The 25,586-nt window shown below is 50.3% G+C and carries 22 protein-coding genes and 1 tRNA gene; 14 read left to right on the top strand and 9 right to left on the bottom strand.

Going from position 1 to position 25,586, the window contains the following annotated elements; genetic code table 11:
- The first annotated feature begins 89 nt into the window (after nucleotides 1-89).
- The 4 genes from AC04MQ_RS12650 to AC04MQ_RS12635 all read left to right on the top strand — a co-directional run bounded on the left by AC04MQ_RS12650 (nucleotide 90) and on the right by AC04MQ_RS12635 (nucleotide 3,404).
- Nucleotides 90-1,298, top strand: coding sequence for an acyl-CoA dehydrogenase family protein (locus tag AC04MQ_RS12650; protein WP_015090344.1), 1,209 nt, complete (start codon nucleotides 90-92; stop codon nucleotides 1,296-1,298).
- A gap of 20 nt (nucleotides 1,299-1,318) precedes the next feature.
- Nucleotides 1,319-2,029 (top strand): TrmH family RNA methyltransferase, encoded by a 711-nt coding sequence (locus AC04MQ_RS12645; RefSeq protein WP_475392229.1) that lies wholly within the window; start codon nucleotides 1,319-1,321, stop codon nucleotides 2,027-2,029.
- A 62-nt stretch (nucleotides 2,030-2,091) separates the two neighbouring features.
- Nucleotides 2,092-2,973, top strand: coding sequence for a phosphatase domain-containing protein (locus AC04MQ_RS12640; protein WP_475392228.1), 882 nt, complete (start codon nucleotides 2,092-2,094; stop codon nucleotides 2,971-2,973).
- Entirely contained in the window at nucleotides 2,970-3,404 is a 435-nt protein-coding gene (locus AC04MQ_RS12635; protein WP_475392227.1) for a hypothetical protein, read from the top strand. The genes AC04MQ_RS12640 and AC04MQ_RS12635 overlap by 4 nt, the downstream gene beginning before the upstream one ends.
- Here AC04MQ_RS12635 and AC04MQ_RS12630 read toward each other — a convergent pair.
- On the bottom strand, nucleotides 3,401-4,966 hold the full coding sequence (locus AC04MQ_RS12630) for a pseudouridine synthase (protein ID WP_475392226.1): 1,566 nt from the start codon (nucleotides 4,964-4,966) through the stop codon (nucleotides 3,401-3,403). The genes AC04MQ_RS12635 and AC04MQ_RS12630 overlap by 4 nt on opposite strands.
- Nucleotides 4,967-5,162: 196 nt before the next feature.
- On the opposite strand from AC04MQ_RS12630, the gene AC04MQ_RS12625 reads away from it, so the two are divergent.
- From AC04MQ_RS12625 to AC04MQ_RS12610, 4 genes are all read left to right on the top strand, one after another.
- The gene (locus tag AC04MQ_RS12625; RefSeq protein ID WP_015090349.1) at nucleotides 5,163-5,753 is read left to right on the top strand and encodes a LemA family protein; all 591 of its coding nucleotides are present in this window, start codon (nucleotides 5,163-5,165) and stop codon (nucleotides 5,751-5,753) included.
- A 13-nt stretch (nucleotides 5,754-5,766) separates the two neighbouring features.
- The gene (locus AC04MQ_RS12620) at nucleotides 5,767-6,519 is read left to right on the top strand and encodes a TPM domain-containing protein (protein ID WP_041577207.1); all 753 of its coding nucleotides are present in this window, start codon (nucleotides 5,767-5,769) and stop codon (nucleotides 6,517-6,519) included.
- Nucleotides 6,520-6,794: 275 nt separating this feature from the next.
- Nucleotides 6,795-7,439: a TPM domain-containing protein gene (locus AC04MQ_RS12615; protein WP_475392225.1), complete on the top strand. Its 645-nt coding sequence runs from the start codon at nucleotides 6,795-6,797 to the stop codon at nucleotides 7,437-7,439.
- A gap of 75 nt (nucleotides 7,440-7,514) precedes the next feature.
- Nucleotides 7,515-7,590: transfer RNA gene (locus AC04MQ_RS12610), tRNA-Arg, on the top strand.
- A 260-nt stretch (nucleotides 7,591-7,850) separates the two neighbouring features.
- On the opposite strand, the gene AC04MQ_RS12605 is transcribed toward AC04MQ_RS12610, so the two are convergent.
- Complete coding sequence (locus tag AC04MQ_RS12605) at nucleotides 7,851-8,741, bottom strand: LysR substrate-binding domain-containing protein (RefSeq protein ID WP_475392224.1); 891 nt, start codon at nucleotides 8,739-8,741, stop codon at nucleotides 7,851-7,853.
- Nucleotides 8,742-8,832: 91 nt separating this feature from the next.
- Here AC04MQ_RS12605 and AC04MQ_RS12600 point away from each other — a divergent pair, with 91 nt between their 5' ends.
- Together AC04MQ_RS12600 and AC04MQ_RS12595 are read left to right on the top strand one after the other, a co-directional pair.
- Nucleotides 8,833-10,011 carry an MFS transporter gene (locus tag AC04MQ_RS12600; RefSeq protein ID WP_475392223.1) on the top strand — a complete coding sequence of 393 codons (1,179 nt, stop codon included), beginning with the start codon at nucleotides 8,833-8,835 and terminating at the stop codon, nucleotides 10,009-10,011.
- Between the two features lie 178 nt (nucleotides 10,012-10,189).
- Nucleotides 10,190-11,506, top strand: coding sequence for a hypothetical protein (locus AC04MQ_RS12595; RefSeq protein ID WP_015090365.1), 1,317 nt, complete (start codon nucleotides 10,190-10,192; stop codon nucleotides 11,504-11,506).
- Nucleotides 11,507-11,522: 16 nt separating this feature from the next.
- Here the strand turns inward: AC04MQ_RS12595 and AC04MQ_RS12590 are convergent, their stop codons facing one another.
- Entirely contained in the window at nucleotides 11,523-14,165 is a 2,643-nt protein-coding gene (locus AC04MQ_RS12590) for an NHL repeat-containing protein (protein WP_475392222.1), read from the bottom strand.
- A gap of 255 nt (nucleotides 14,166-14,420) precedes the next feature.
- On the opposite strand from AC04MQ_RS12590, the gene AC04MQ_RS12585 reads away from it, so the two are divergent.
- Entirely contained in the window at nucleotides 14,421-17,621 is a 3,201-nt protein-coding gene (locus AC04MQ_RS12585) for a hypothetical protein (RefSeq protein WP_475392221.1), read from the top strand.
- 5 nt (nucleotides 17,622-17,626) lie between these two features.
- On the opposite strand, the gene AC04MQ_RS12580 is transcribed toward AC04MQ_RS12585, so the two are convergent.
- A complete protein-coding gene (locus AC04MQ_RS12580; RefSeq protein ID WP_475392220.1) occupies nucleotides 17,627-18,172 on the bottom strand; it encodes a hypothetical protein in 546 nt (181 codons plus the stop codon).
- A gap of 188 nt (nucleotides 18,173-18,360) precedes the next feature.
- Between AC04MQ_RS12580 and AC04MQ_RS12575 the strand changes: the two genes are divergently transcribed.
- Complete coding sequence (locus AC04MQ_RS12575; RefSeq protein ID WP_475392219.1) at nucleotides 18,361-18,951, top strand: YdeI/OmpD-associated family protein; 591 nt, start codon at nucleotides 18,361-18,363, stop codon at nucleotides 18,949-18,951.
- Here the strand turns inward: AC04MQ_RS12575 and AC04MQ_RS12570 are convergent.
- On the bottom strand, nucleotides 18,948-19,304 hold the full coding sequence (locus tag AC04MQ_RS12570) for a hypothetical protein (protein ID WP_475392218.1): 357 nt from the start codon (nucleotides 19,302-19,304) through the stop codon (nucleotides 18,948-18,950). The two genes, AC04MQ_RS12575 and AC04MQ_RS12570, sit on opposite strands and share 4 nt — an antisense overlap.
- A 175-nt stretch (nucleotides 19,305-19,479) precedes the next feature.
- Between AC04MQ_RS12570 and AC04MQ_RS12565 the strand changes: the two genes are divergently transcribed.
- A complete protein-coding gene (locus tag AC04MQ_RS12565) occupies nucleotides 19,480-20,157 on the top strand; it encodes a hypothetical protein (RefSeq protein ID WP_015090372.1) in 678 nt (225 codons plus the stop codon).
- A 6-nt stretch (nucleotides 20,158-20,163) separates the two neighbouring features.
- Here the strand turns inward: AC04MQ_RS12565 and AC04MQ_RS12560 are convergent, their stop codons facing one another.
- From AC04MQ_RS12560 to AC04MQ_RS12550, 3 genes are all read right to left on the bottom strand, one after another.
- On the bottom strand, nucleotides 20,164-20,769 hold the full coding sequence (locus AC04MQ_RS12560; RefSeq protein ID WP_015090373.1) for a hypothetical protein: 606 nt from the start codon (nucleotides 20,767-20,769) through the stop codon (nucleotides 20,164-20,166).
- On the bottom strand, nucleotides 20,766-21,527 hold the full coding sequence (locus AC04MQ_RS12555; RefSeq protein WP_015090374.1) for a TIGR02147 family protein: 762 nt from the start codon (nucleotides 21,525-21,527) through the stop codon (nucleotides 20,766-20,768). The genes AC04MQ_RS12560 and AC04MQ_RS12555 overlap by 4 nt, the downstream gene beginning before the upstream one ends.
- A 171-nt stretch (nucleotides 21,528-21,698) precedes the next feature.
- The gene (locus AC04MQ_RS12550) at nucleotides 21,699-22,502 is read right to left on the bottom strand and encodes a hypothetical protein (RefSeq protein ID WP_475392217.1); all 804 of its coding nucleotides are present in this window, start codon (nucleotides 22,500-22,502) and stop codon (nucleotides 21,699-21,701) included.
- Nucleotides 22,503-22,843: 341 nt separating this feature from the next.
- Here AC04MQ_RS12550 and AC04MQ_RS12545 point away from each other — a divergent pair, with 341 nt between their 5' ends.
- Nucleotides 22,844-24,553, top strand: coding sequence for an ABC transporter ATP-binding protein (locus tag AC04MQ_RS12545; protein ID WP_475392216.1), 1,710 nt, complete (start codon nucleotides 22,844-22,846; stop codon nucleotides 24,551-24,553).
- 69 nt (nucleotides 24,554-24,622) lie between these two features.
- On the opposite strand, the gene AC04MQ_RS12540 is transcribed toward AC04MQ_RS12545, so the two are convergent.
- On the bottom strand, nucleotides 24,623-25,585 hold the full coding sequence (locus AC04MQ_RS12540; RefSeq protein WP_475392215.1) for an ROK family protein: 963 nt from the start codon (nucleotides 25,583-25,585) through the stop codon (nucleotides 24,623-24,625).
- Between the last annotated feature and the right edge of the window lies 1 nt (nucleotide 25,586).

Below are 25,586 nucleotides of genomic sequence, written 5' to 3'. Positions count from 1 at the left end.
GACGCATTATTGTGGTCAAAACCTTGCCCCAAAGGCAGTCACTACATAGATTCACCAGACTGTACTGCACCGTTTTAAGGAGTCCTAATATGTCTTTCAATTGGAAAGAATTTGATCTGTACAATCCAACACCTGAACACGCGATGTTGCGTGAAACTTTGAAGTCTTTCACTGAGGCTGAAATCGAGCCGCAGGCGCACGAACATGATCGCAGTGAAAAGTTCAATCTGGAGCTGTTCCGCAAAGTGGGTGAGTTGGGTCTGTTGGGAATCACTGTTCCTGAACAGTTTGGCGGTGCAGGGATGGATGCCACAGCGGCGACCATCGTTCATGAAGAATTCTCGGCCGCGGATCCGGGCTTCTGCCTGGCTTACCTGGCGCACTCCATGCTTTGCGTGAACAACATCGCCGTGAACGGCAGTGATGAACAGCGCCACCGTATTTTGCCAAAGCTTTGCTCTGGTGAATGGGTTGGTTCCATGGCGATGTCAGAACCTGCAATCGGAACAGACGTTCTGGGCATGCAGACGACGGCCGTAAAAAAAGGTGATGAGTATATCATCAACGGCCGCAAAATGTGGATCACCAACGGCACGATTGATGAAAACAACACCGCTTGTGATCTGGTTCTGGTTTATGCCCGCACGGGTGAAAAACACGGCCGCGCTTTGATTTCCACTTTCCTGGTTGAAAAAAGCCACAAAGGTTTCGAAGTTGGTCAGAAGATCAAAGACAAATTGGGCATGCGTGGTTCCAACACCGCGGAACTTGTCTTCCAGGATTGTCACGTTCCCGCTTCTTCACTGATCGGTCACGAAGGTGATTCCATGCTGCACATGATGCGCAACCTTGAAATCGAGCGCCTGACCTTGGCGGCGATGAGCCTGGGTATTGCCCGTCGTTCTATCGAAATCATGAACCGTTACGCGACAGAGCGTGAGGCCTTCGGCAAATCTTTGAACCACTTCGGTCAGATGCAGCGTTATATCGCCGATTCCTACGCTGAATACAAAGCGGCTCGTGCGTATGTATACGAAACGGCACGCCGTATGGATTTGAACAAAGAAGGCAACCGTCTGGATTCTGACGGTGTGAAGCTTGTGGCAACCACTATGGCGAAAAACGTGGCGGACCGCGCGATCCAGGTTCTGGGTGGTTACGGTTATGTGGGCGAATACGTGGTGGAAAGACTTTGGAGAGACGCGAAGTTGCTTGAGATCGGTGGCGGCACTTTGGAAGCCCACCAGAAGAACATCACTCGCGACCTGGCAAAAAATCCGGAAGCTCTTTACAAATAGTCCTGTCTACAGAGGTCAGAATGTTCCCATACGGGCCCGAACTTGAAATCAATGCCAATCTTCGCGTGAACTACCAGCTGGTGCTGGAGAAGATCGGGCCCCTGCTGACTGATGAACGCCGCCAGAAGATCGAAAAAGTGGTGGCGCTTCGCAATTTTGACACGGCCGTGGTGCTTGAGGGCATCTATGACCGTGGCAATATTTCCGCCGTGATGAGATCCGCTGAGGGTCTTGGATTTGGCAATTTCCATGTTATTGAAACCCAGGAAAAATTCAAAGAAGCCAATCGTGTCACCCAAGGGGCTGACAAGTGGGTCGAAGTCAAAAAATGGAAAAAGACTGCGGACTGCGTGAAGGCTTTGAAGAATCAGGGTTACAAAATCTATGTGACCCATCTGGATGCGAACGCCAAACCTCTGCATGAAATTGACTTCAGCGGCAAGAGCGCTCTGGTGCTTGGTAACGAGCGCGACGGTGTGACCCCGGAAATGATTGCAGCGGCCGATCAGACGATCATCATTCCCATGACGGGCTTTGTGCAAAGTTTCAACATTTCCGTGGCCGGTGCCCTGGGTCTGTATCATATTTCCCAGGACCGACTGAAACGCCGTGGAACCAACGCCTCCCTGACTGATGAAGAGCAGGGGATCTTGCGTGCTCACTATTACATGAGAACCCAGGACAGTGCGGCCCAGTATCTGGAAGAAATGTTTTCCCGCGGAAATCTGTAACACTTCAAACTTGTGTCGCCCTTTAATTTCCAATAACCTTATTGGAAAGAAAGGGGACTCCAATGAAGAAACTGCTTTTGCTTCCCGTTCTGTTTGCGGTCGCTGCTTGTGCGGAAAAGACCGTAAGCCTTACTCCGGATAAACCGGTCAGCACTAAAATTCCTTTTTTCATGACAAGACCTCAGCCGACAACTCCGGTAGAGCTGGTGTTTGATAATGATCATGCCACCGCCAAGCCCATGAACTATCGCAAGAATGATTCTTTGCGCATGTCTGGTAGTGCCACCTTCAGCCCGAAGGCACTGAAAGAGGTCTCAAAGCCTGTTAAAAAGAACAAAGCCTCGTTGTATGTTTTCGATCTGCGCCAGGAATCCCATGGTCTGATCAATGACATCCCGGTGACCTGGTATGCGGATCGAGACTGGGCCAATGCGGATTTGAACCACGAAGAAGCTGTTCGCCGTGAGCGCCGTTTGTTGGGTGATCTGCGTGTCGGGGAAAAGATCGGAACCACCACCATTCAAAGCATCGAAACCGAAGAAAGCATGATCCGCACCGGGGGCCACCAGTACGTGCGCCTGACAGTGACGGACCATGTGCGCCCGGTGGATTCTGAAGTGGATCGTTTTATTGAAAGCGTGCGCGCATTGCCGGAAAATGCCTGGGTGCATTTCCATTGTCGTGCTGGCAAGGGCCGGACGACGACATTTATGGTTTTGTACGACATGCTGAAAAATGCCAAGGCGGATTCGTTTGAAGCAATCATCAAGCGCAATACGGAACTAAGCAATGACTATGATGTCCTGACCGTGCCTGCGGATGAAAAGGACTGGAAGTATCCTTATCAGAAAGAACGTGCGGCGTTCGTCACAGAGTTTTATAATTATGCCAAAGCCCATCCAAACGGAGAGGGCATGCTTTGGGGTGAATGGGTGTTGAGATGAGATATTTGATGATTGTGGCCGTGGCCCTGGTGTTGTCAGCCTGTGCGACCAAGAAAACCAAGGATCTGGATTTTGATGATTTGCCGGCAGAAAAGAAAGCCGCCGCGAAGTCGTCGAAGTCCGACAAGGCTCCGAAAGCCGAAGCGAGCCCTGCTGAAATGGCCCGTAATTCCGGAATTGTAGTGGACCCGCAGGAGCTGGCGTTGTTGGATCGTATGACCAAGGCGGTGGAGCTTTACGTGCACAAAGGGAGCAAGAAGGAATTCAACACCCTTTGCAAAGACAAGCGCTTTGACTGTTTCGTGAATGATAAATTCCACCCGGTGAAAAAGAAGAAGACCGCACGCGGAATTCCTCCCTATGCCAGCGGCTCGAAAATGGGCCTGCAAGGGGAAGAGCGCATTCAGCTTCGTTACGAATTCTATCCTTAGTTTTTTCTTATGATGATGGACTTCATCAGGGGCTCCTGATCCGGGAGCTCAAAGTCCATTCCTTGTGCCGGAGCCGGCAGGATTTTGAACGAAAATTCGCGCTTGAGTTTGTTCAGGCGCAGATGCAAATCGCCGGTTGTCCACTTTTCATAGTTCGTGCAGAACAACAGCAAACCATCTTTTTGCAGACAGTACAGGCAGTTGATCAAAAGCTCGTCGAAGCTTTTGCTGATTGAGAACACGCCACCTTTGGATCGGCCGAAGGACGGAGGGTCACAGACGATCAATCCGAACTTGCGTTTGCGTCGGATGGTGCCCTTTAAGAACAAGATGCAATCCTGCACCCAGAATTCATGATTTTCAGCTTCCGGATCCAGACCGTTGAGGACGAAGTTTTGTTTGCTCCAGTCGATGAAGTTCTGGGACACGTCGACCGTGCAAACTTCGCGCGCGCCAGCCAGGGCTGATACGACGCTAAAGCCGCTGGTGTATGAAAACAGATTTAGAACGCTGCGGTCCTGAGCGTGTTCTTTGACCCACAGGCGGTTTTCGCGCTGATCCAGGAACAGGCCCGGTGACAAGCCGGTATCACTGCGCAGATCGTACAGCACGCCGTTTTCCTTGGCCTGCCAGCGGGTGGCGGTATTACCGATCTTCCACAGCAGTTCGGCGTTGGGATCTTCGCCACGATTGAGCATTTTGCGAATCAGGATCTTTTTGTGATATTTCTTTGCGATTTTTTCAAAGCGCAGCAGATCCTGCACGGTGGGGTCGGATTCTTTGTACCAGTAAACCCAAAGATGATCGCCGTACTGATCAATGCGGTAAGTGTCCATCTCGCGGTGGCTGAGGCGCAGACATTCATCGGTCAGGGTCATAAAATTGAACATGCGTTCGCGGCGCTGGAAGGCCTCGTTCAGAATTTGTTCTTCCGGGTCCGTGGTGGCGTTGTCTTCGGCCCAGTGAGGCAGGGCCGTTTCAAAGCGCACGGCCTGGCCATTCAGTTCAAAGCCCAAAACCTGAGAATGCAGGCACAGGCGGAAGTGACGTGAACCATTGTGTTCGCTGTCGCCCAGAATGGCGATGCCATTGGCTTCGGCATGCAGACGGATCTGGTGAGGTTTGCCGGAGTGAGGCACGGCCTCCCACAACTGATAAGGACCCAATGCTTTCACCCATTTGAAGCTGGTTTTGGAATTGGGCTCGGCAGTCTCGCGGCTGACAAAGACGTTTTTTTCCTTCTGGATGAAGGATTCATAAGTGAATTCAGTGCGAGCGATTTTTTTGTCGGTCAGGAAAAGGTACTTCTTTTCAACCTTGTGCTGTTCAAATGCTTGCGTCAGTTGTGCCGCAATTTCAGAGCTGGTGGCAAAGACCAAAGCGCCCGAAGTCGCCTTGTCCAGACGATGCACGGTGTAGAGCTTGCGATCCAGCTCTTCTTCATAAATTTCGACACAGCCGCGCTGACCATACTCGGGCGTATGGGTGTTCAGACCTGCAATCTTGTCAACGAAGATGCAGCCCGCTATTTCGGTGTGTTGAAGCTTAATTATCCGTGTCATCCGACTACTATAATTCGGTTTTTATTGTGGGTCACTGGGAGATTCGTTAGAACTTATAGCTGGACCTCGCCGCTCAGACAGTCCTCGTTCGTGTTTTTTTGGCGGTGGCTCCGCTGAGGCTGTTTTGCCTCACTGCGGAACTCGCGTCGATGTCCAGCTATAAGTTCTAACGAATCTAACGGAGGCCTTTGTTTTTATGAAAAACCGTATTCTAGTTCTTGCCCTGATGTTGATGCCGTTTATGGTTGGTTGTGGGATTCAATCGCTTCCTCAATCTAAGAATGCTACTGAGGCTGCTTTGGCTGAAGTGAACAATCAATACAAACGTCGGGCTGATTTGATTCCGAATCTTGTGAATGTTGTTAAGGGTTATGCGAAGCACGAAGAAGCTACTTTGACGGCGGTGACTGAGGCTCGTGCCAAAGCAACTTCCATGCAGATTGATCCTTCCAAGGTGACGCCTGAACAGCTTGCTAAATTTCAGCAGGCGCAAAGTGGTTTGTCTCAGGCTTTGGGTCGTTTGATGGTGGTGTCTGAACAGTACCCGCAATTGAAAGCGGATCAGAACTTCCGTGATCTTCAGGCGCAGCTTGAGGGCACTGAAAACCGCATCACGATTGCTCGTCAAAGATACATTGAAACGATCAATGCATTTAACAATCAGGTCAGCGTTCCGCCGACTAGCTGGACAAATGCGATCATGTATCACTTCGAAAAAATGCCTCAATGGGATATGACTCCGGAAGAAAAGGCTTCTGCTGAAAAAGCTCCGGAAGTGAAGTTCTAGTTTGTCAGGGAACATGCGTTTACTGACAGTTTCCTTTTTCGCATTCTTCTTGGCCCTGAGTCTTTCGGCTCGGGCTGAGTTCCAAGTGCCGACCTTGACCGGTCCTGTGATGGACGAGGTTGGCTATCTTTCCCGCAATGACCGTCAAGAGCTGATGCAGCTTCTTTATGACTTCAACAAACGCGGGGTCGCTCAAGTTCAGGTTTTGATCGTTCCCACCTTGGATGGTATGCCCATCGAGATGGCTTCTATTGCTGTCACTGACAAATGGAAGCTGGGGGACGAGAAAAAAGACAACGGGGTTTTGTTCCTGATTGCGGCGAATGACCGCAAGCTGCGTATCGAAGTCGGGCAGGGCCTTGAAGGCGCAATTCCCGATGTGATCGCCAGCCGGATCATTCGTGATCAGGTGGTTCCGTTGTTCCGCGCCCGTCAGTTTTCTGCCGGTATCGTTTTGGGCACACACGAAATTCTGCGCCTGGCGGATAAAGAGTTCGCTGAACAAAATGGGTTGCAGGAAGGTGTTCCTGCAAAAAGTGACCGTGATGGTTCCGGTGGTGATATTCCCATTGGTGTGATCATCATTCTTTTCATCATTATTTCTATCCTGGGTCGCTTTGGTGGCGGTCGTGGGCGTCATCTTCGTGGTGGCGGCTGGGGCGGTGGCTATGGCGGCGGAGGGGGATGGTCTTCTGGTGGAGGAGGCGGCGGCTGGTCCGGTGGCGGCGGCGGCTTCAGCGGTGGGGGCTCATCCGGCAGTTGGTAATGCCGTGGCTCTCGGTCCTTGGCTTGGGTTATGGCCTTAGTGCCTTGCTCGCTCGGACAGTCCTCGCTCTTTTTGGTTTTTTGTGGCTGCCGCTGGTGGGTTTTGGGTTCGCTGCGGAACTCGCGCTCAAGGCACTAAGGCCATAGCCCAAGCCCAGGCGGAGTATCGGCTTTACAACCTGGATTCGCCTTGTTGCTTAATGCCTAGCCTGGGGTGTGCTGAAGTCGGTTTGGCTTGTGTCTGGAAGCAGTAATTGATTTTTTTGAGGGAACTTTATGGCTTGGATTAATAAATATCTTTCTGAGGCTGATCTTGCGCGGATTGAGGCGGCTATTTCCAAAATGGAAGAAACCACTTCTGGAGAGATTGTTCCTGTAATTGTTCGTCGGTCTTCAGCCGTGGGGCATGTGCCTTTGGCGCTGACTTTGCTTTTGACTCTGTTTTTGGTCATTGTTGAGTTTCCGTTCAGTGACTGGTTGTGGGTGACCCCTTGGGTTTATCTGTGGCCGGTGATTGTGGTTGCGTTTTATGCGCTTTCTCATGTGTTGGCGAAGAGCAAGTGGATTCAGAAGCTGTTTGTGCCTGAAAAGGACGAAGTGGATTCTGTTCATCAGCGCGCGCATTTGGAATTCTATCTAAACCGTATTCATCGCACAGAAGGCGGGACCGGGGTTTTGATCTTTGTTTCTGTGATGGAAAAAAAGGCGGTCGTGCTGGCCGATGAGGGAATTTCCAAAAAGCTACCGAAGGAACATTGGGACGAAATTCTTGGAATTCTGGGGCAGAGCCTTCATCAAGGGCAGTGGGCACAAGGTTTCGTGGCGGCTATCGAGGCTTGCGGTAAAGATCTGCAGACCCACTTCCCGCTGGCTTCCGCTGGGACCAACGAGCTTAAAAATCATCTTATTATCAAAGATTAAGGATTCTGGCGCCACGGCGCGCCAGTTCATTCCTTGCGTTCTTCCGGGCTTCATTGATAGTCTGGGACCCTCTGTGCAGTCGTAGTTCAATGGATAGAGCACTTGGCTTCGAACCAAGGGGTTGCAGGTTCGAGTCCTGCCGACTGCACCATTCTTCTTTTCTTTTTTCCTTTTAATATTGCTTCGTTTGATGTTGCTTGCTCCGGCAGGACGCGGAAATGCGCGCATCGAGCGCGCATTTCCTATGCGCTCGACATTTGCCGCCTTCGCGGCAAGAGCCTCGCGCATGCTCCTCACCAAAATGCGCCACTGGCGCATTTTGGCGCGGGCACGACTGCCGACTGCACCATCCTTCGCTCTTTGAGATTCGGCTTGCTTTGTCGACTTTCTTTCATCGTAAATTTCTAGTATCTATAGGGCGTTTTTTAGTTTTGATTTTAGGAATTTTATGAAGACGTCGGCTCGTAAAGAGAGCTGCGCGTTTTTGTAGTAGATGGCGTGTATTTGTTCTTTTTGTTCGATGGCGGCTCCGGGCAGGACTTGGACCAAGTCGCCGCTTTCGCGTTCGGGGATTGTCATAAAGTCGCCAAGGCAGGCGATGCCCAGGCCGCTTTTGACCATGCGAAGAATTGTTTCTCCGCTGGAGGCGCTGAACTTTGCTTTGATCGGATAGCGGGTGCCACCGTTGTATTTAAGTGGCCAGTGGTTCAGCTTTTGTGGGTCCGTAAAACCAATAAGGACGTGATTCTGCAGGTCTTCGACACTTTTTGGGGTGCCATAGGCTTTCAGGTATTGTGGGCTGGCCAGAACTCTTCGTTTGCTTTGTCCCAGGCTCACCGCGTGAAGGGACGAGTCGGCAAGTTCACCCAAGCGGATGGCGACGTCGATGCGGTTTTCAATCAGATCAATATTGCGTTCGCTGTTAAATAGCTCCACTTGCACTTCCGGATACAGTTTATGGAACTCATTCAGATAAGGCACAACCGAATGCAAAATAAACGGTGACGCTGAATCAATCCGCAGAACTCCGGAAGGTGTGCTTTTGAAACCGACAGATTCTTCGGCGTTTTCCAGGGCCTGAATGACTTCCCGGGAACTTTGCAGGAATCTTTCACCTTCCGCGGTCAGATCCAGTTTACGTGTGGTTCTTCGTAGCAAAGTCACGCGCAGCTTTTTTTCAAGCCTTGCAAGGGTGCGGCTGATCCCGGACGGGGTTTGGTTCAGTTCTTCAGCCGCAGCGCTGATAGAGCCTGTATCCACAATCGTTATAAAGGTTTCCAGCTCGTCCAGGGTCGTTTTCATTGTTGACTCCAAATCAAATATATTTTGCCTATTCGTGACTAAATGAGCAACCACAATCCTGTTAGATTGGTGGTTATACAAGGAGGCTAAAATGCCTTTAGCAATATACGCGCTGATGATCGGGGCGTTTGGAATTGGAACGACTGAATTCGTGATTATGGGCCTGTTGCCCCAGATGGCCAAAGACCTGGGTGTGAGCCTTTCGTCGGCGGGACTGCTGGTCAGTGGCTATGCGCTGGGCGTGGCGATCGGGGCGCCGGTGCTGTCGCTGCTTTCGGCGAAGTGGCCGAAGAAGCGTGCTCTGGTGATTCTGATGGCGATCTTTACTGTGGGGAATCTGATTTGTGCCTTGGCGCCGAATTATACGATTTTGATGATCGCACGGGTTTTGACATCCCTTGCGCACGGAACATTTTTTGGGATCGGGTCGGTGCTTGCGACCAGTCTTGTAAAACCAAATCAAAAGGCCACGGCGATTGCTTTGATGTTCACGGGCTTAACCCTTGCTAACGTCTTGGGGGTTCCCTTTGGCACGTGGCTTGGTCAAAACTATGGATGGCATGCGACTTTTTGGGCAGTGACAGCCGTGGGACCTTTGGCAATGGCGGCGTTGATTTTCTTTGTTCCTGCAACAAAAGAAACAGGGGATTCGGCTGGCATGGCTAAAGAAATCAGCGTCGTGATGAAGCCGCAGGTTTTGTTGAGCCTGCTGTTGACGGTCTTTGGCTTTGCAGGGGTTTTCGCCGTATTCACTTATATTGCACCGATACTGACGGATGTGTCGGGATTTGAAATGGCATCCGTTTCTCCGATCCTGCTGCTGTTTGGTGCGGGCTTGGTCGTGGGAAATATCGTCGGTGGAAAATGGGCGGATAAACATCTGAACAGAACTTTGGTCGGAACACTGATGTTGTTGTCTGTGGTTTTGTTCGGATTCACCTTTTTGATGGGCTATAAACTGGCAGCCTTGGCTTTGGTCACTCTGCTGGGCTTTGCCGGTTTTGCGACGGTGCCGCCACTGCAAATGCGTGCATTGGAACATGCGGCAGAAGCGCCGACCCTGGTGTCCGCTCTTAATATTGCGGCCTTCAATCTGGGAAATGCAATTGGCGCCTGGGCAGGCGGAGTTGCGATCGACAACGGAAATCTGATAACGACGGCTTGGACGGCATTGGGGATTTCATTGCTGGCGACTCTGGTGGCTTACGTTAGTGGCAAAGCAAATGCAGGTGTGGTTGTGAAAGTCGATCGCAGCTTGCTCGGCCATTGAATCTGTGGCGCTCATCCCGAGCGCCATAAGCAATGATTCCGATTTTTTCAGGCGGAGCAGGTGAGCCAACTGCGGTTGTTGTCGGAACGTTCTCTGGCAGCCGGGTTGATGGTGGAAATTGACGCCATTTTTCCCGGTTGATAGTCCTTGTCGAAACATGGATGAGAGAGGTTTTTCGATGAAATTTTCTGGTTTGTTTTTGGCCTTTTTGTTGTGTTCCAGTCTGGCTTCGGCAAAATCCACGATTATTGATTCTGACAAAGTTTTTCGTGTGGAAAAAAATGGTGAGGCCTTTATTCAAGATCAGCTGATCTGCTCTCTTGCGGGGTTGGATAAAACTCATCCCAGCACTGTTGGCACTTTGGGTTCCCCGGCCGTCATTGGAAATAATATTTATCTGTTCAGCAGTGCTGCCACTCGGGGCAAACACGATAAAGAAGGGCATGCGGCGCTTTTCAGGGTTGATGTGATGTCTCGTCAATGTTCGCTTCTATTTGCCCGAACCTTTGCCAAAGGCGTTCAGGACAATTCCGGGGACTTTGTCGTTGATAGCATTGGCAATAATCTGGTGTTCTGGCATAAAAGCCATTCAGCACTTCAATTCATTCGTCCTTCGGCACCCTCCACGGTTGAAGTTTTGTACGACGCTGCGACGGAAAAACGGGGTTCTTTCCGTCAGATTTTTTCGATGAGTGATTCGCCAGTGTTTCTTTTGGAAACCACTGCGGCAGACGGGCGGGGAGTTCTGGTTTATGACAAAAATGATCTGAAACTGATCAGCTCGACTTTGTTTCCGGGCCGTCTGGGGTTGAATCAGGTGAAATACGTGAATGACAAAATCCGTCTGGCTTTCTTTTTGGACCAAGTCAGTGCCCGCGGATCCAATTATTACGTTTTTGACTATCGGTATGGGCAGAATACTGTTGAATCTATTGCTTTTCTGCCAATGGGCACTGGCTACAATTCATCTGTTGTGAAGATCGTCTTTTCAAAATTTGAGGACTTCTTTTTCATCACCCAAAATGACGGACCGAACATCCGTAATATGGAAACTTTGACCTACAATTGGAAAACCAAACAAGCCACGTCGATTTTCAGTCGTATCTGGCCGGCAGTTTTTCCCGGGGGGCTGAAGCTGGCGAATTCTTCGCAGTATGGATTTGTTACGAATAACAGCATCGATATTTTCAAGTTCGACAGCAGCGGGCAGTTCGTGCAGGTGCAACTTCCTGTGGATGTTGAACACCTGGTTCCGCCGTATGCTTTGGATGAAAAGAACCATCTTGTTCTGACTTACCAGAACACCACCCGGAACTTGAAGGTTTTCGAGTTTGACTACAGCCAGAACCCGATCGTGCTGAAGAATACCTACACACTGCCGTCATTGCGCGAATCGAAGTCTATCAAGTCCGTTGTCTTGAAACAAAAGACCTTGCATTTTTATTCGTCTGGCGCTGACCGACAAACCTACGTTCAGTCGCGAACGCTGCCCTAGGTCGCCACACGGCAGCCTATTTTAAGGTCAGCAACATGTCCCAGGATCTGCCGGTGGAAGGGTGCTCGTATCCGTTGACAGAAATCACCAGCTTTCCGCTGGGCGTCCAGCTCTGGCCAACAATGGCGGCGGAGGTGTCTGAACTGTTGATCAGTGGAGTCAGGTTGTAGGTGCCGCCGGTCCCGAAGGATGTATCCAGTTCGCCATTTTCCTTCAATGCAGTCACTGTATTGACCCTGACCACGGTGGGATCTATCAATGACCTGTTTGTTCCAATAAATACTTTGTCATCAATGTCTGTCGAAATAGAGGCGAAAATTTCGCTGGTGATCGTTGGATCTGCCTCAAATTCCCAAGGGTTGCCAGCATTGAAGCTCGTGTCGGGTGAACCGTCCAAATTAAAACGCTGTACGAGCATTCTGTTCGGATCACCATGAATGCTGTCCGGGGTGATATAGTAAGCAGCCACGATCAAACGGTTTTTTGAATCCACGGCGCCAAGTTCGGTGTTTTGGAAAGTGTCCGTACCACCAGCAATGTCCAGATTCTTCCACATCGTGCTGCCGCCGAAAGCGGTGTCGACGAGGCCGGTGGACAACGAAACACGAGCCAATGCCACGTGCGGTTTCCAGTCATTGTCTCGAATGTCACTTTGAAGGTACAAGTAATCACCCTCGGTTTCGATCAGACGGGAAACACTCCAGACATCTGCAGCGGGAAGCTGCAGCAGGCCCTGGGCTCCGAAAGTCGTGACAGTGTTTCCAGAAGCATCCACTTTCCAAATCGCAATATAGTCCTGGCCCAAATTGTCGTCGCGGAATACGACCATGGTCAGGATGTCTCCGGACTTGGTGATCGTCATCGGGTATTTCTGGTCTGTTCCAGGATACATTATGAAGTGGTCCGCGGGTAAAGAAAGGAAGCGTGCGCCCGCAGTGCCAAAGTCGTTATCGAACGCGCCGGAAGGTGTGAGTTGTAAGAAACCACTGCTCCAGCCTGAACCGCTGGTAAATTTCTTGGTTCGCATCAGCAGCTTTCCGGTGCTGGTTATCTGTGCATAAAGAGCTTTCACATCAGGAACAAGTACATATCCACCCGTACCATAGCTTGAATCCAGTTGCCCGTTGGGTTTGTAGCGATGAATAGAGATTCCAATGCCATCATAACCAAGTTCCAGGTCATTGATGGCATAGATGTTTCCTGCCGAATCCGTGGTTGTCAGTCCCTTGAAAGATGCGACCTCCCTGATCGGGCGGTCATTAAGGATGCGCAAGGTACCGGAATTGAAGCTTGGATCAGGTTGTCCGTTAGGCAGAATCTTGTGAATCAGTGAGTCTGTATGTGATCGAAGGTCGCCAAAATAGATGGTGGCGTCGCTTCGTCGCAGAACATAGATCTCGTTGGTTGCAGAAACTGTGATTGAGTGAATGTATGGTGTGTTTTGCTCATACTGTGCGGGCAGAGTCAGTGAAGCCTGTGTTGCCGGGTTCGACGCCAGAGTGATAACTCCGGCAGATGAAATCGACCACTCTTCAAATTTCGAAGTTCGTTGCCCCAGCAAACGGTAAGAGCCTGCAGCACCCAGGGTCGCCGCAGAGACGAACGTGCGGTCCGCACTGCCTTCATATTGTACGAAACCGTTCGGTGAATTAAAGCCCGCTGTATCCAAAGCTCCGGCCTCGGTAAAGCGATAGGCGACGGCTTTGGTGGCATTGGTTCGATCTCCAGCAATTAAAATGCGGTTGCTGGTGTCAGTCACAATAGTAACGAACGCCTGAGGGGTCACCGAGTTCAAAGTGACCATGCCTGTCGTATTGAATGACGTGTCCGCCAGTCCGGTGGTCGTGGTTCTCCAGATTTTATTGATATAATCGCCAGTAAGATCGCGGGCCAGAACGACGACACGACCAGAACTGTCCACGGTTGAAGCCAGATAGTCGTGATCATCCGGAGATTCCATATGAATCGCCTGCCCATTGTCGCCGTAGCTGGCGTCCACAGCCCCGTTTGCTGTCAGTTTCAGGATGCGGATTTGGGATGGCCATCTGTCATACATAAACACGATGGAAAAGCTGCCATCCGAGTGGCGAAGAATATTTTTTAGTACGGTATTGTCCGGCATTGCGATGTTAACTTCGCCATTTGTGCCGAAGGAATTTACAGCCGTGCCTTGTGAAGTCAGGCGGGAAACCAGCAGTCGGTTGCCAAAAGTTGTATAGTCAATGTAGGTACTGACCAATTGTATGTAATCCACACCGCTTTGATTGAAAAGAACCATTTGTGAATCTTCACCATAGGTCGGCGTTCTTGAACGGAAATAGCCCTGCGAACCAAACGAGGTGTTCACGGAGCCATCAGCATTCATCGACATAATTTCAAGTTGATAGTTCGTTGTGCCCGCAAGATAGATTTTACCCGAGGCATCCACCACCAGATTGTTGATGGAGCTTGAGAGATCCACAGCCATATTGATCTTGTGCTGAACAAACCCGGACCCACCAAATGAAAGATCCGGGGCGCCGACGGCGGGCAGACGGACGGAGGAAGGGGCTTCGACGACTTTGGACGGCTCCATCAGTTCAGCGTTGAGACTGCAGCCTGAAATGAAAGTGGACATCGCTAAAGCTGCAAAAGATCCAAAAATTAACTTTGTTGTCATCCTATACCCATCTCGTTAAAACGTTCAGGCTGTCGCAAATATCTGTAAGTACTTCCTTCTCGCTTATCGGACACCGGTTTGGTTTGATGAGTTTTTAACAAGACTGAAAAAATCTTTTTGCTCCCACTGAGGGAGCATTTCGAAATGAGACGGTCAAATTAGAACCGGCCTCGAGTTAAGCTCATTTTTTATTCAATTTCATGATTTGTGCTTCGGTTGTTTCATGCCCTCGAAGCTTGAGACCGATAAGACAATATGCAGTTTATCTTCTTGATCGTATTAGTCTTGATAAATGCTGGTTGCTCTATCGACGCCAGTTTGATTGATGGTTCCACCACTCTGGGACCCAGTTCTCCAGGACCGGGTCCTGGTCTTGGGAAAACCTCGGCATCCACTTATTGCCTGAATGGCGAATACGGGCCTCCGTTAAATCTGGGGCAGGATGAATATTTACTGGTGGGACAGTTCACTCATGCTGGACCCTGTGGTTTCCCAATTTTTGGATCAGATCTTAATGCTTCGATGGCCCGTCCCACGATCACAGGTGAAGTCAGACAATCCATCCCCGATGGCGAAGGCGGCTTCTTTATTTCCGGATCATTTACGGATGTCGACGGCGTCAGTCGTTCGGGCTTGGCGCGATTGAAAGCCAATGGTTCGCTGGATGAGGATTTTAAACCCTTTGGCAATCTTCCGAAATCTCCAGAGTTGGAAAATGCCAAATTGGCCCTGGCGGATGGAAAGCTTTACGTCGGCGGCTCATTCAACAGTGTAAGCAATCCCTTTGGTTCGGTGGTGAATGCTACGACCGGTGCCTCGCTGTGGGCTTCGGGCATTCGTTTCAACAACAAGGTTCTGGCCTCCACCAGTGATGGTGCCGGGGGCCTATATATCGCCGTTTCCGGCTCGTACCAAACCACTTCCGCCGAGGGTGTGATTCACTTGCTGGCTGATGGCAGCTTGGATCCGAATTTCCAGAACCGTGTTTATGGCAATATCACGGTGCTGGCTCATGATCAGGCCAACAATGTGCTTTATGTTGGAGGTTCCAATTTAAGCAGCAGCGGCGTAATGATGAGTTCTATTCTGGCCTACAATGCCACGACGGGTGCCACTATCACGACTTGGAATCCGTGGCTGGATCCGACTTACACAGACCTTACTGGGATTGCCGTTTCGGCAACGAAGGTCTACGCGACGCGCGTGAATTCATACAACAGTCCGACTTCGGGTCTTATTGCCATTGATAAATCCACCGGCGTTATTTCCTGGCAAAAGTCCACAACGTTCCGATCGGGTTTTTACGGGGTTGCCTTTGACGGGACCTACGTTCATGCCGTCGGCGCCTTCACATCAGTGGGTGGAGTCGGTCGTAACTTTATGGCAAAGTTCGACGAAAACGGAAATCTTCAGGCCAATCCCGCAAGTGTTCCCAACAGTGAGCTCAACAGCGTTCATTACGCGGCCGGATACCTTTATATCGGTGGCCGTTTCACGTCTGTTGGCGCCACGAGTGCTCATGGGATTGCCCGTTACAACACCAGTGACATGTCTTTGGACACCACGTGGGTTCCGAACCCTGTAAATGCCAGCACCCTGGGAACTGTTTCAGGCATTGTGCATGACGGGGCCAGCACACTTTACGTTTATGGTGATTTTTCTGCCATCGGTGGCAAGGTTATGCCGGGTGTGGCTGCCATCACAACGACGGGCGCCGGCACAGTTAAGGATTTGGATCTGATGATTGCCGGGGGCGAAGACGCTCCGGTCAATACCGTGGCCGTGGGTGCGGGCGGTGTTTTTGTCGGAGGTACTTTCCAAAGTATCGGTGCCCCCGTGATTCGCAGTCTGGCCGTGCTGGATTCGGACTCTGGGGATGCGGAAATCTTTGATTCAAAAATTCTGGGTGGGGACGTCCTGTCGATGACCTTGTCCGGGGATCAGCAGACTCTTTATCTTGGCGGGGATTTCAGTTCGGTCAAAGGACAGCAACGACTGGGACTGGCTTCAATCAGGCTCAGTGATCTTGAGCTGACGACCTGGGCGCCGGTCACGGCACGGGGAACCTTTGATGAAGTTCGATTTATACAGGAATACGCCGGCAACGTTTATATCTCAGGATACTTCAGTCAGCCTTTGGGGTTGAACATGCAGGTTCGCGAGGACTATGCGACGATTGATCAGGCGGCGAACGTCATCCCGTGGGTGCCAGCGCTGACGAGTCCCAACGACATCACGGATTTCGTTATTAAAGATGGCGTTCTGTATACCATGGGACGTTTGAGCTCTGGAACCAACAAGAATCTTGCCGCTTACGATCTGAACAATGGCGGGGCCCTGATGACTTTGGGCCGGAACTTTGAAGGCAGCTATCCTAACTCGCTGGTTGAACATAATGGCAAGATGTATGTCGCCAGCGGCGCAGACCTTGTACGATTGGAAACCGATGGCACCGCGACGGTGGTCAAAAGCCTGTCCGGCATCATCGGCACCTTGGGCGTCAGTGATGGAAAACTTCTGGTGACCGCAAACGATCTGGGGGGACCGGATCGCAACGGCATGGTCATTGTGAATTCGAATGATGGCAGTTTCTCCAGCTGGATCCCTTCGACGCCGATGCAACCTGAATTCGTGCAAATCAATGCGGCGGCCCGGATCGGAGACTATCTTTATATCGGCGGTCGTGGCGACAACGCCATGGGTTCGACGGTGGGGAAATTACTTGTCGCCAATATCAAAACGGGTGCGCAGCAGATCCTGGAAGTCGACGGCACCGTAAAAAGTTTTGAACCTGTCGGTGAAATCATGTATGTGGCCGGTGCCTTTTACAGCATTGACGGCCAAAATCGCTCGAATGTTGCCTCCTTCACAAATGGCCAACTGACAAATTGGCAACCCGAACCGGACAACAATGTCGACTTCATTAAGCATCATCAGGGTGTGCTCTATATTGGTGGTGAATTTGTCGAAGTCGACGGAAGTATGCGCCAGGGGTTGGCAGCATTCAATGCCTCGACCGGAGCTTTGTTGGCCTGGGACCCTTTTGCGGGGCACGACTGGGGCTATTTTGCGCGAGCCAACGTGGTGGGGAATAAGATTTACATCTTCTATGAAGCTGAAAAAAATGGCGACTATGAATTCGGCTTGCTGACCGTTCAGACGGATTCGATGCTGGTCGGCTTATGGCCTCTTCCTGACGATGTCGACTTTGATGACTGGTATGTTCAGGACGGAAAGTTCTATTACTGGAGCATGGACTCGGAATTCCCAGTGGCGCTGGATATGGTGACCGGACAGACATCCGAAATTTCATGGGAGCTGTCCTCTTATGAAATGAACATCACCCCCTATGGAATTATCTGGGGCCAGCCTTCCGGTATGGCCTTGATGGATGTCCAGACGGGCAAAGCAAAGTTGGTTCTTAAAGAAGTCCAGGGGGCAGCCCTTGAAATGTAAGCCGATTAACAACCCGACGCTTCCATGATAATCGTATAAATAGTGCCAGTGATGGGGTCGATGATCAGCAAGGCTGCGTATTGTCCGCCGCACTGAACAGCCCCCACGGGGCCTACACCATATTGAATGCCTTTAATTTCATTCAGCAAAGAAAAGGCATGCTGGGCCTTCATATAATTGTCAGCGAAAGTGACTTTGTCGGCAGAATTATTGTCGCTGTATTCCAGACGCTGCTCCAACACGGCAATCACATAAGACTTTGCGCCTTCAAGAGTGTCCCTGCCCCATTTGGTAGAGTCTCCTTCCCAGGCACTGTTGTCGTCAACCCAGTTAAAGTCCTCAGCGGACTCCAGTGCGCCTTCTTTGATCCCGTATTCAATCATCATGGCTTTGATGTCTTTGTGGGGCTGAACCTTGGTCACCTTGGATTCTTCGGTGATGGAGGTCAGGATTTCCAGCGCATATTGCAGTTTGCGGGAAGTGTAGGTGGCGTCTTTGGCAAATGAGTTGATGGATAACAGCATGGTCATGGTAAAAATAAGTGCTTTCACTTTTGGCTCCGGTGGGGGTTGATAAAGATGCTTATAGAAGGTGAATAGGAATAAGTTAAATTTATAAAAAATCAGTTAATATACACATTAAGAATGATGACCGTTTTTTTTTGGGGGGGCCGGCTCTTCCAGCATTTGTTTGATTCCGAAGGCCCCTCATAGCATCCTTTAAATGCAAGGAGTACGTGATGAATTCCAAAAATGCCAAAGTCGATGCCTTTATCAAGTCGGAAAAAAAGTGGAAAGAGGAAGTCCAGCTGTTGCGCCAGATTGCTTTGGACAGCGGCCTGACCGAGGACTTCAAGTGGAGCCTGCCTTGTTATCTGCATGACGATAAGAACATCGCGATCATCCAGAATTTTAAAGACACTTGTGCGTTGATGTTCTTTCAAGGCAGCGAGCTTAAAGACGCCAAAAAACTGCTGAAATCACCGGGGGCTCATTCCCAGTCGGCCCGTCGTTTTGAGTTCACCAGCGTGGCGGATATTGCCAAAGTAAAGACAGCTATTCGGTCTTATATCAAAGAAGCCATCAAAATTTCTGAATCTGAAATCAAAACAGAGAAGAAACCGGCCAAGATGCCTAAAATGCCTGTCGAGCTAAAACAGGCCTTGGATAAAAACAAGAAACTGAAAGCGGCATTTGAAAAACTGACGCCGGGCCGCCAGAGGCTGTATTTGATACATATCGAATCAGCCAAACAAGCGGCCACCCGGACTGCCAGAGTGGAAAAGTGCATTCCCCGCATTCTGCAGGGGCTGGGACTGACCGACCGCTAAGGCAGTGGGTTGCAGTATCCGGACAGGTGCACGCGATAGTTTTTATCTGATGTGAAAATATTCAAGGTCCCTGTCTGATAGCCCTCGTAATGGCAGAAGAACGCGATACGATAGCGACAGGAAAGGCCCGCACGCAATTGATCCGGACAATCGCTGCTGACAAAAAAGCTGTCGGCAGCAATTGTATGTGAAATGTCATAAATGGTCCCCGAACTGTAATTAGTCAAAAGCATATCTTTGGTGCGTTCTGCACCTACCATCTGCATCCCAAAATCCATACGCGATTCGATCTGAGCTGAAGCCGCAAACGGCGCTAACAAGGTAAAGAACACGAGAGTTTTCAGACACTTCATTTAAACCTCCAAAGGTGACAGTTCATTGGGCCTGCGCGCGGATTTTCAGTCAAACTTTTGGCGGGGAATGCGAAACTTATCTGTTCACGCCATTTTGATGAAACAGGTTCTGGTCGTGGGCTCGTTGACCGCTTTGCGGGGATTTGTAATCTGAAAGTCAACCCAAGGAGGTTTCATGAAGAGCGTTCTGTTCCTGTCCGCGTTTCTTTTTGTCTGGCTGGCGAAAGCCGCCCCTGCGCCGGAGCGCTGCCAGTCCTTGACCGAAACCAAAGGCGGCGTGCAGTTGCAGCGGATCTGGCTTGAACAAGCGGGTCTGTGCATGTTGTCGGTGTCTCCGACGGATGCTTATAAAACCATGGTGTATCGTGATTATGTTCTGACCGAGGACGGGATGTTCATGGTCTTTAATGCCTATGGCACCGACGGGCAGTTTGGGGCCCGGGACTTTTTCCTGTTCCCGCGAAAGCAGACCGAAATCAGCTACCAGTGGCTGCCACAAAATGACGAACTGATCATCGAGCACGTTACTGGTGACAAGTTTGTCTTTGATATCAACAAGGCTGTTTTGAAATCCATTTCTGGCGCAGCCAAAGTCGTTGTCGACAAAGTGACGACCACCAACAAAGGGGGCGTCAGCATCGTGGGTTATCAGGGGCAGATTTTGGATGTGGGGTTTGCGATGAACAATGATCCGGCGATGAATCGCAGTGGCAAGTCGGTGCTCAGTTCCGCATCGAAAAGCTGCTCTTTGCGCAATCAGGATCTTTTTCGTTATATGAGCGACGGGGATGTGATTTTTAAATTCAAAAAAGATGCAGAGTTTCAGCAGCTGGTTTCATCCAGCTGCCGATAGAACTGACTAGAAACGAGACATCAGCTCTGTGAACTTGCGACGGTCTCGGAGCTGGGAATCAAGGTCGTGAAGGGCTTTGTTGACAAAGCGAACTTCGAAGGAATTGGATTCCGGATTTTCCTCAAGGATGTCGCGATAGATGAATTCGTGCATTACCAAAGCGGCTTTTTGGTTTTCATCCAAAGAGCCCCAGACCAGGGAATCAATTTCGTACTGTTGAACTCCGAAGCGGGTTTCATTGGTCTGAACGATGGCGATCTTCATGCGGCAGCCACGGCCCAGTTCCAAATCACCCTGATCATTCGGGCCTTCCAAAGCAAAGGAAGACTTCCAGCGGATTTGTTGTGGCCATTGTTTCAGCCACTGCGTGTATTTCAAGGCCTTCTGAGAATTCACCGGACGGATGCGCGCAATCAGGTCAGAAACTTTCGCCTGATAAGAGCGGGCCGGGGAGTACTGAACAGACAGGCCTTCTTCCTTGGCTTCCGCCATTTCCAGGGCTACTGTGGGTTGGTTCAGACAGCTCACCACATAGCCGCCATTGCGGACCACGTACTGGGCAAAGGCGCTGGGCGCCGCCAATAAAACGATAACAGCCATCAGATGTTTCATTCTTCAGTCTCCTTTGGCACGGCTGGCAGCAATTGCATGCCCAGCGTGTAAATTTCAGTGCATTCGCCTTGGGTCAGCTTTCCGTAAACCTTTTTCCAGGCCTTTTCGAGTTCTTTTTTTGCCCGGTCCAAATTTTTCGGATTTACAGCCATTGTCAGGTAAACCATTTCCCTTTTTTCAGTAGGGATCTGCGGGAAGATCTCTGTCGAGCGCTTCATCGCTTCTTTGTGCAATTTTTGCACATCAAAATTCGGGATGTCGTTTTCAGAAGCCAGACTGCGCACAGTTTTCACATAAGTCGTCGCGCTGTTCTTTTCCACCAAGCCCAGTTGCAGAAGTTTGTTCATGACCACTTGCGTGCGCTCGGCAGGAACGCCGGTTTCAGCTGAAATCAGCTCCACATCCCATTCCTCGGTGTGCAGATCCATCGCCGCCAGCACCAGGAAGAAATCCACGCTGGAAACTTCCGAGAACTCGGACTTGCTTAAAACTCTTTCAATGGAATGCGTGGCTTTTTTGCGCTTTCGTTCAGAGTCAAACAGGGACTGGGCCTTTTGCACGTCCTCTTCGGACAGGCGCAGACCGTTCACAAGTTTGTTGAAGTTGGCAGAAGAAACAGGGCGCTTGTTGTTGAAAATCTCGGACAGGTGTCCGGGGGAAATTTCCACCCGCTGAGCCAGGGCACGCAATGAAAAACGCGGATTTGCCGCACGTCTTTCTTCAAACTTTACATGGAAAAACTTGTTCAACGTCTTCATTTGGCCAAGACACTTACCAACTGAAGGGGAACATGTATATGTCAATTGCGAGGTTTGCCCGAGTTTAACCCTTTTTGACGGATGAACTGTTCGAAATTTCATGGCGAACACCAAAACGACAAAACCGGCTGTGGCAGCCGGTTTTATAGGATTTACCTGATTTGAAGAGTGTTATCCGTCCCAGGCTCCGTCATCTGGAGTGTCACTGATTTGCAGTGCTTTCCACACTTCTTCGTTGTCGAAGAATTCCGCCTGCTTCACGTTCAGACGTTTTTCATCGTGGCAGGGAACATAAGCACTGACAGATCTTGAAATCTTTTTGGCTTTTCCGCTGGCAGCCTGAGGGCGCAGAACATCCCAATAGGACTTGCGACTGAACAGGGCATCATCCCGGCGCAGCTGACCATTCAGCATGTCCAGGGTGCAGGCGAAAGTGTTCACTGGCGTTTTGCTGTCGCCCCGTTCGCAGGATTTTGCATAGACTTGTTCGCGGCCCACGTGCAATTGCATCAGACCGTACAGACTGCCGTTCGGACCCTTGGCGGTGGCTTTCGGGTTGCAGGTGCTTTCGTAGTGGGTCATGGCATTGAAGATCAGAACCCAGAAGTTGGCTTTGTCGGTGGGCTTCATGATCTTATAGTTCGGGCACAATTTATGGATGTCAGGGGACCCTTCCGCCAGGTGGCTGAAGTTTCCAGCCATGTACTCTTTGCGGATGGCATGACCCCATTCGCCGATTTTGGTGCCGGTGGCATAGTTGTTACAGGATGGGCCCCAATTGTATTTGTCGTTGATATCATCAAGAACCGACGCCACGAAGGTGAGATTGTCTTTCATTCTAAGGCCGTTCGGAGTTTCGACAAAGCAGTCGGTGCAGGCGCCGGCTTCGGTGCCGCTGCCGCTGGCAAAGGCGGGGGCATTGTACAGGATCGCCGCCACAAACATGGTGTTAATGCATGATGAAAGGATCTTCATTTACGTTCCCCCTGATATACCGGCTAGACTTGCGGCGTCAATTGGGATGGTCCCCCAAAATAAGCACCGTCCATAGAGTCATCGGCTCATAGCTGGACCTTCTATACTGAAAAAATGACTAAATGTTCCCGTGGGGCCCAGAAACAGGACTTTTTAGGGAACATCCCAGCTCGAGACAGGGCAAAATCCTTTGAAAATCCAATAGGATTGAACACAATTTATTGACCATTTTGCCGGGATAAGCGATTCAGTGTTTCTGGAATTTGACCGTGGTCATTTCAGGGGTTTATTTGCCTGAAAAGGTGCTAGAATCCTGAGGCCATCTGGAGAGACAAAAAAGAATGAGCAACACAAATATTATCGAAGTCCGCAATCTTGCTGTTGAGTTTAAAACCGAAGACGGGATTGTACAGGCCGTAAAGGGCATCTCTTTCAACCTTCCGAAAGGTAAAACTGTCGGCTTGGTGGGTGAGTCCGGTTCCGGTAAAAGTATCACTTCACTGGCGATCATGCGTTTGATCGGAAATCCAGGCCGTGTTTCCAGCGGCGAAATTCTTTTTGAAGGTCAGGACTTGTTGAAGGTCTCTGAAAAGAAAATGCGTGAAATCCGTGGTGCACGCATCTCCATGATCTTCCAGGAGCCGATGACTTCTTTGAATCCGGTTCTGACAGTTGCAGACCAGATCACTGAAACTTTGATGCTGCACCAAAACCTGAACAAACAACAGGCTTTGGACAAAGCTTTGGATCTGTTGAAACAGGTCGGTATTCCACACGCGGAAGAGCGTCTGTACTTCTATCCTCACAAGTTCTCCGGCGGTCAGCGCCAGCGTATCATGATCGCGATGGCGATTGCTTGCAATCCGGACGTTCTGATCTGTGACGAGCCAACCACTGCGCTCGACGTGACGATCCAAAAACAAATCCTGGATCTTCTGGCTGACATCCAAAAAAGAACCCACATGAGTCTTTTGTTCATCACTCACGATCTGGGCGTTGTTGCTGACATCGCTGATGAAGTGATCGTCATGAACAAAGGTGAAATCGTAGAGCGTGGTGTTTCCAAGGAAATCTTCGACAATCCAAAACACCCATACACAAAGGGTCTTCTGGCATGCCGTCCTTCTTTGGATGAAAACCCGGTTCGTCTTCCGGTTCTTGCGGACTTCATGAGCGCAACTGGCGAAGAAATCACGCCTGCGGCCAAGGTTTACACTCCATCCAAAGAAATCATCCGTGAAGACAAAGTCATTCTTGAAGTGAATGACCTGAAAACCCACTTCCCTCACACGGGCGGTCTGCTGGGCCGTGTTCAGAGCTATACAAAGGCTGTTGACGGCGTCAGCTTCAAAGTTAAAAAAGGTCAGACTCTGGGGCTGGTGGGCGAATCCGGTTGCGGTAAAACGACTCTGGGCCGCACGCTGATGCGTTTGATTGAGCCGACCGATGGTCAGATCATCTTCGATGGTCAGGACATCACCAAGCTTGATTACGGTCACATGCATCCGATCCGCAAAAAGATGCAGATCATCTTCCAGGATCCGTATGCTTCTCTGAATCCGCGTATGACCATCGGGACCATCCTGATGGAACCAATGCAGATTCACAACATCGGTGATAACAACAATCAGCGCCGCGAAATCGCGGAAGAGATGCTGAAAAAAGTGGGCATGAGCCCGGCAATGATGAATCGTTACCCGCATGAATTCTCTGGCGGTCAAAGACAGCGTATTTCCATCGCGCGTGCTTTGATGGTTCGTCCTGAATTCATCGTGTGTGACGAATCTGTATCCGCTCTGGACGTTTCCATCCAGGCGCAGATCCTGAACCTGTTGTTGGACCTTCAGGACGAGATGAACCTGACTTACATCTTTATCTCTCACGATCTGTCTGTGGTGAAATTCATCTCTGACGAAGTGGCAGTGATGTTCGGTGGTAAGATCGTTGAGCACAACACGGCTCAGGCGATTTACGATGCCCCTCAACACGACTATACGAAGAAGCTTCTAAGCGCGATTCCAAAAGGGATCCCGAAAGAGCTGACAGTTTAGTTTTTCAAAATATGAAAAAGAAAAAGGCCGGTGATGAACCGGCCTTTTTTATTTATTTTGTCCGTTGTCTTATTTTTTTCCGTAAAGGTGGGGCAGGAAGCCGGCACCAATCACGCCCGCATGGTTCTGGGTCTTGGCCACTTCAATCGGGCATTCAAAGACCGTCTTGCTTTGGCGGATCATCTTTTTATAGTGATCCTTCAGGTCTTTTAGATACATGTTGCGAATCTTGATCAGACCGCCGCTCAGGAAGATCTTTTCAAGGTTGTAGCCAATAGAAAGGTTGTAACAAAGAATCGCAAGGGCCCAGCCCATTTCTTTGAACAGCACCTGGTACTTGGCATCGTTGGCGGCGATCAGTTCTTCAACGGAATTTCCAGTGAAGCCCATTTCACGAGCGCGACGAAGCAGACCCGTGCCGGAAGCAATGCCTTCCACTGTGCAGTGGTCGATCTTTTCCGGATTTTTCATCAGGCGCTGGTAATCAACGACGATATGGCCGTATTCAGAGCCCATGCCGTCAGACTGGCCCGGCAGACCGTTAAAGATCACGCCGGTGCCCACGCCAGTGCCAATAGTGACAATCGCAAAGGACTTCATTTTCTGAGCGCCACCCACCCAGCCTTCAGCCAAAGCTGCCGCGGTGGCATCGTGCTGGAAGTACACCGGGGTCTTCCAGGTTTTGTGGATCTCTTTGATCAACAGATCCAGAATTGGAACGATCTTCCAGCCTGGATAGTTGGCAGGATTCATCAGAGTGCCGGTTTCAGCATTTAATGGACCCGCACTGGCCAAACCAATGCCTTTAAAGACAGAGGCTTTGGTTTCGTTCGGGAAACGCTTTTTGAAATCCAAGGCAATGTCGGCCATCAGTTGAATCAGGCGTTTTTGGGCTTTCGGTGCAGACTTTTCGCGGTTCATGTCGACTGGAACTTTGATGAAATCCAGCATTTCGCCGGTATCAGAAAGCAGTGCTGCTGCCAGTTTGGTTCCGCCCAGATCAAGACCGATGGTGTAGGTTTTCTTTTTCATA

Source organism: Bdellovibrio sp. MYbb2 (assembly GCF_056175685.1).
This window is presented reverse-complemented; position numbering and strand designations above follow the sequence as displayed.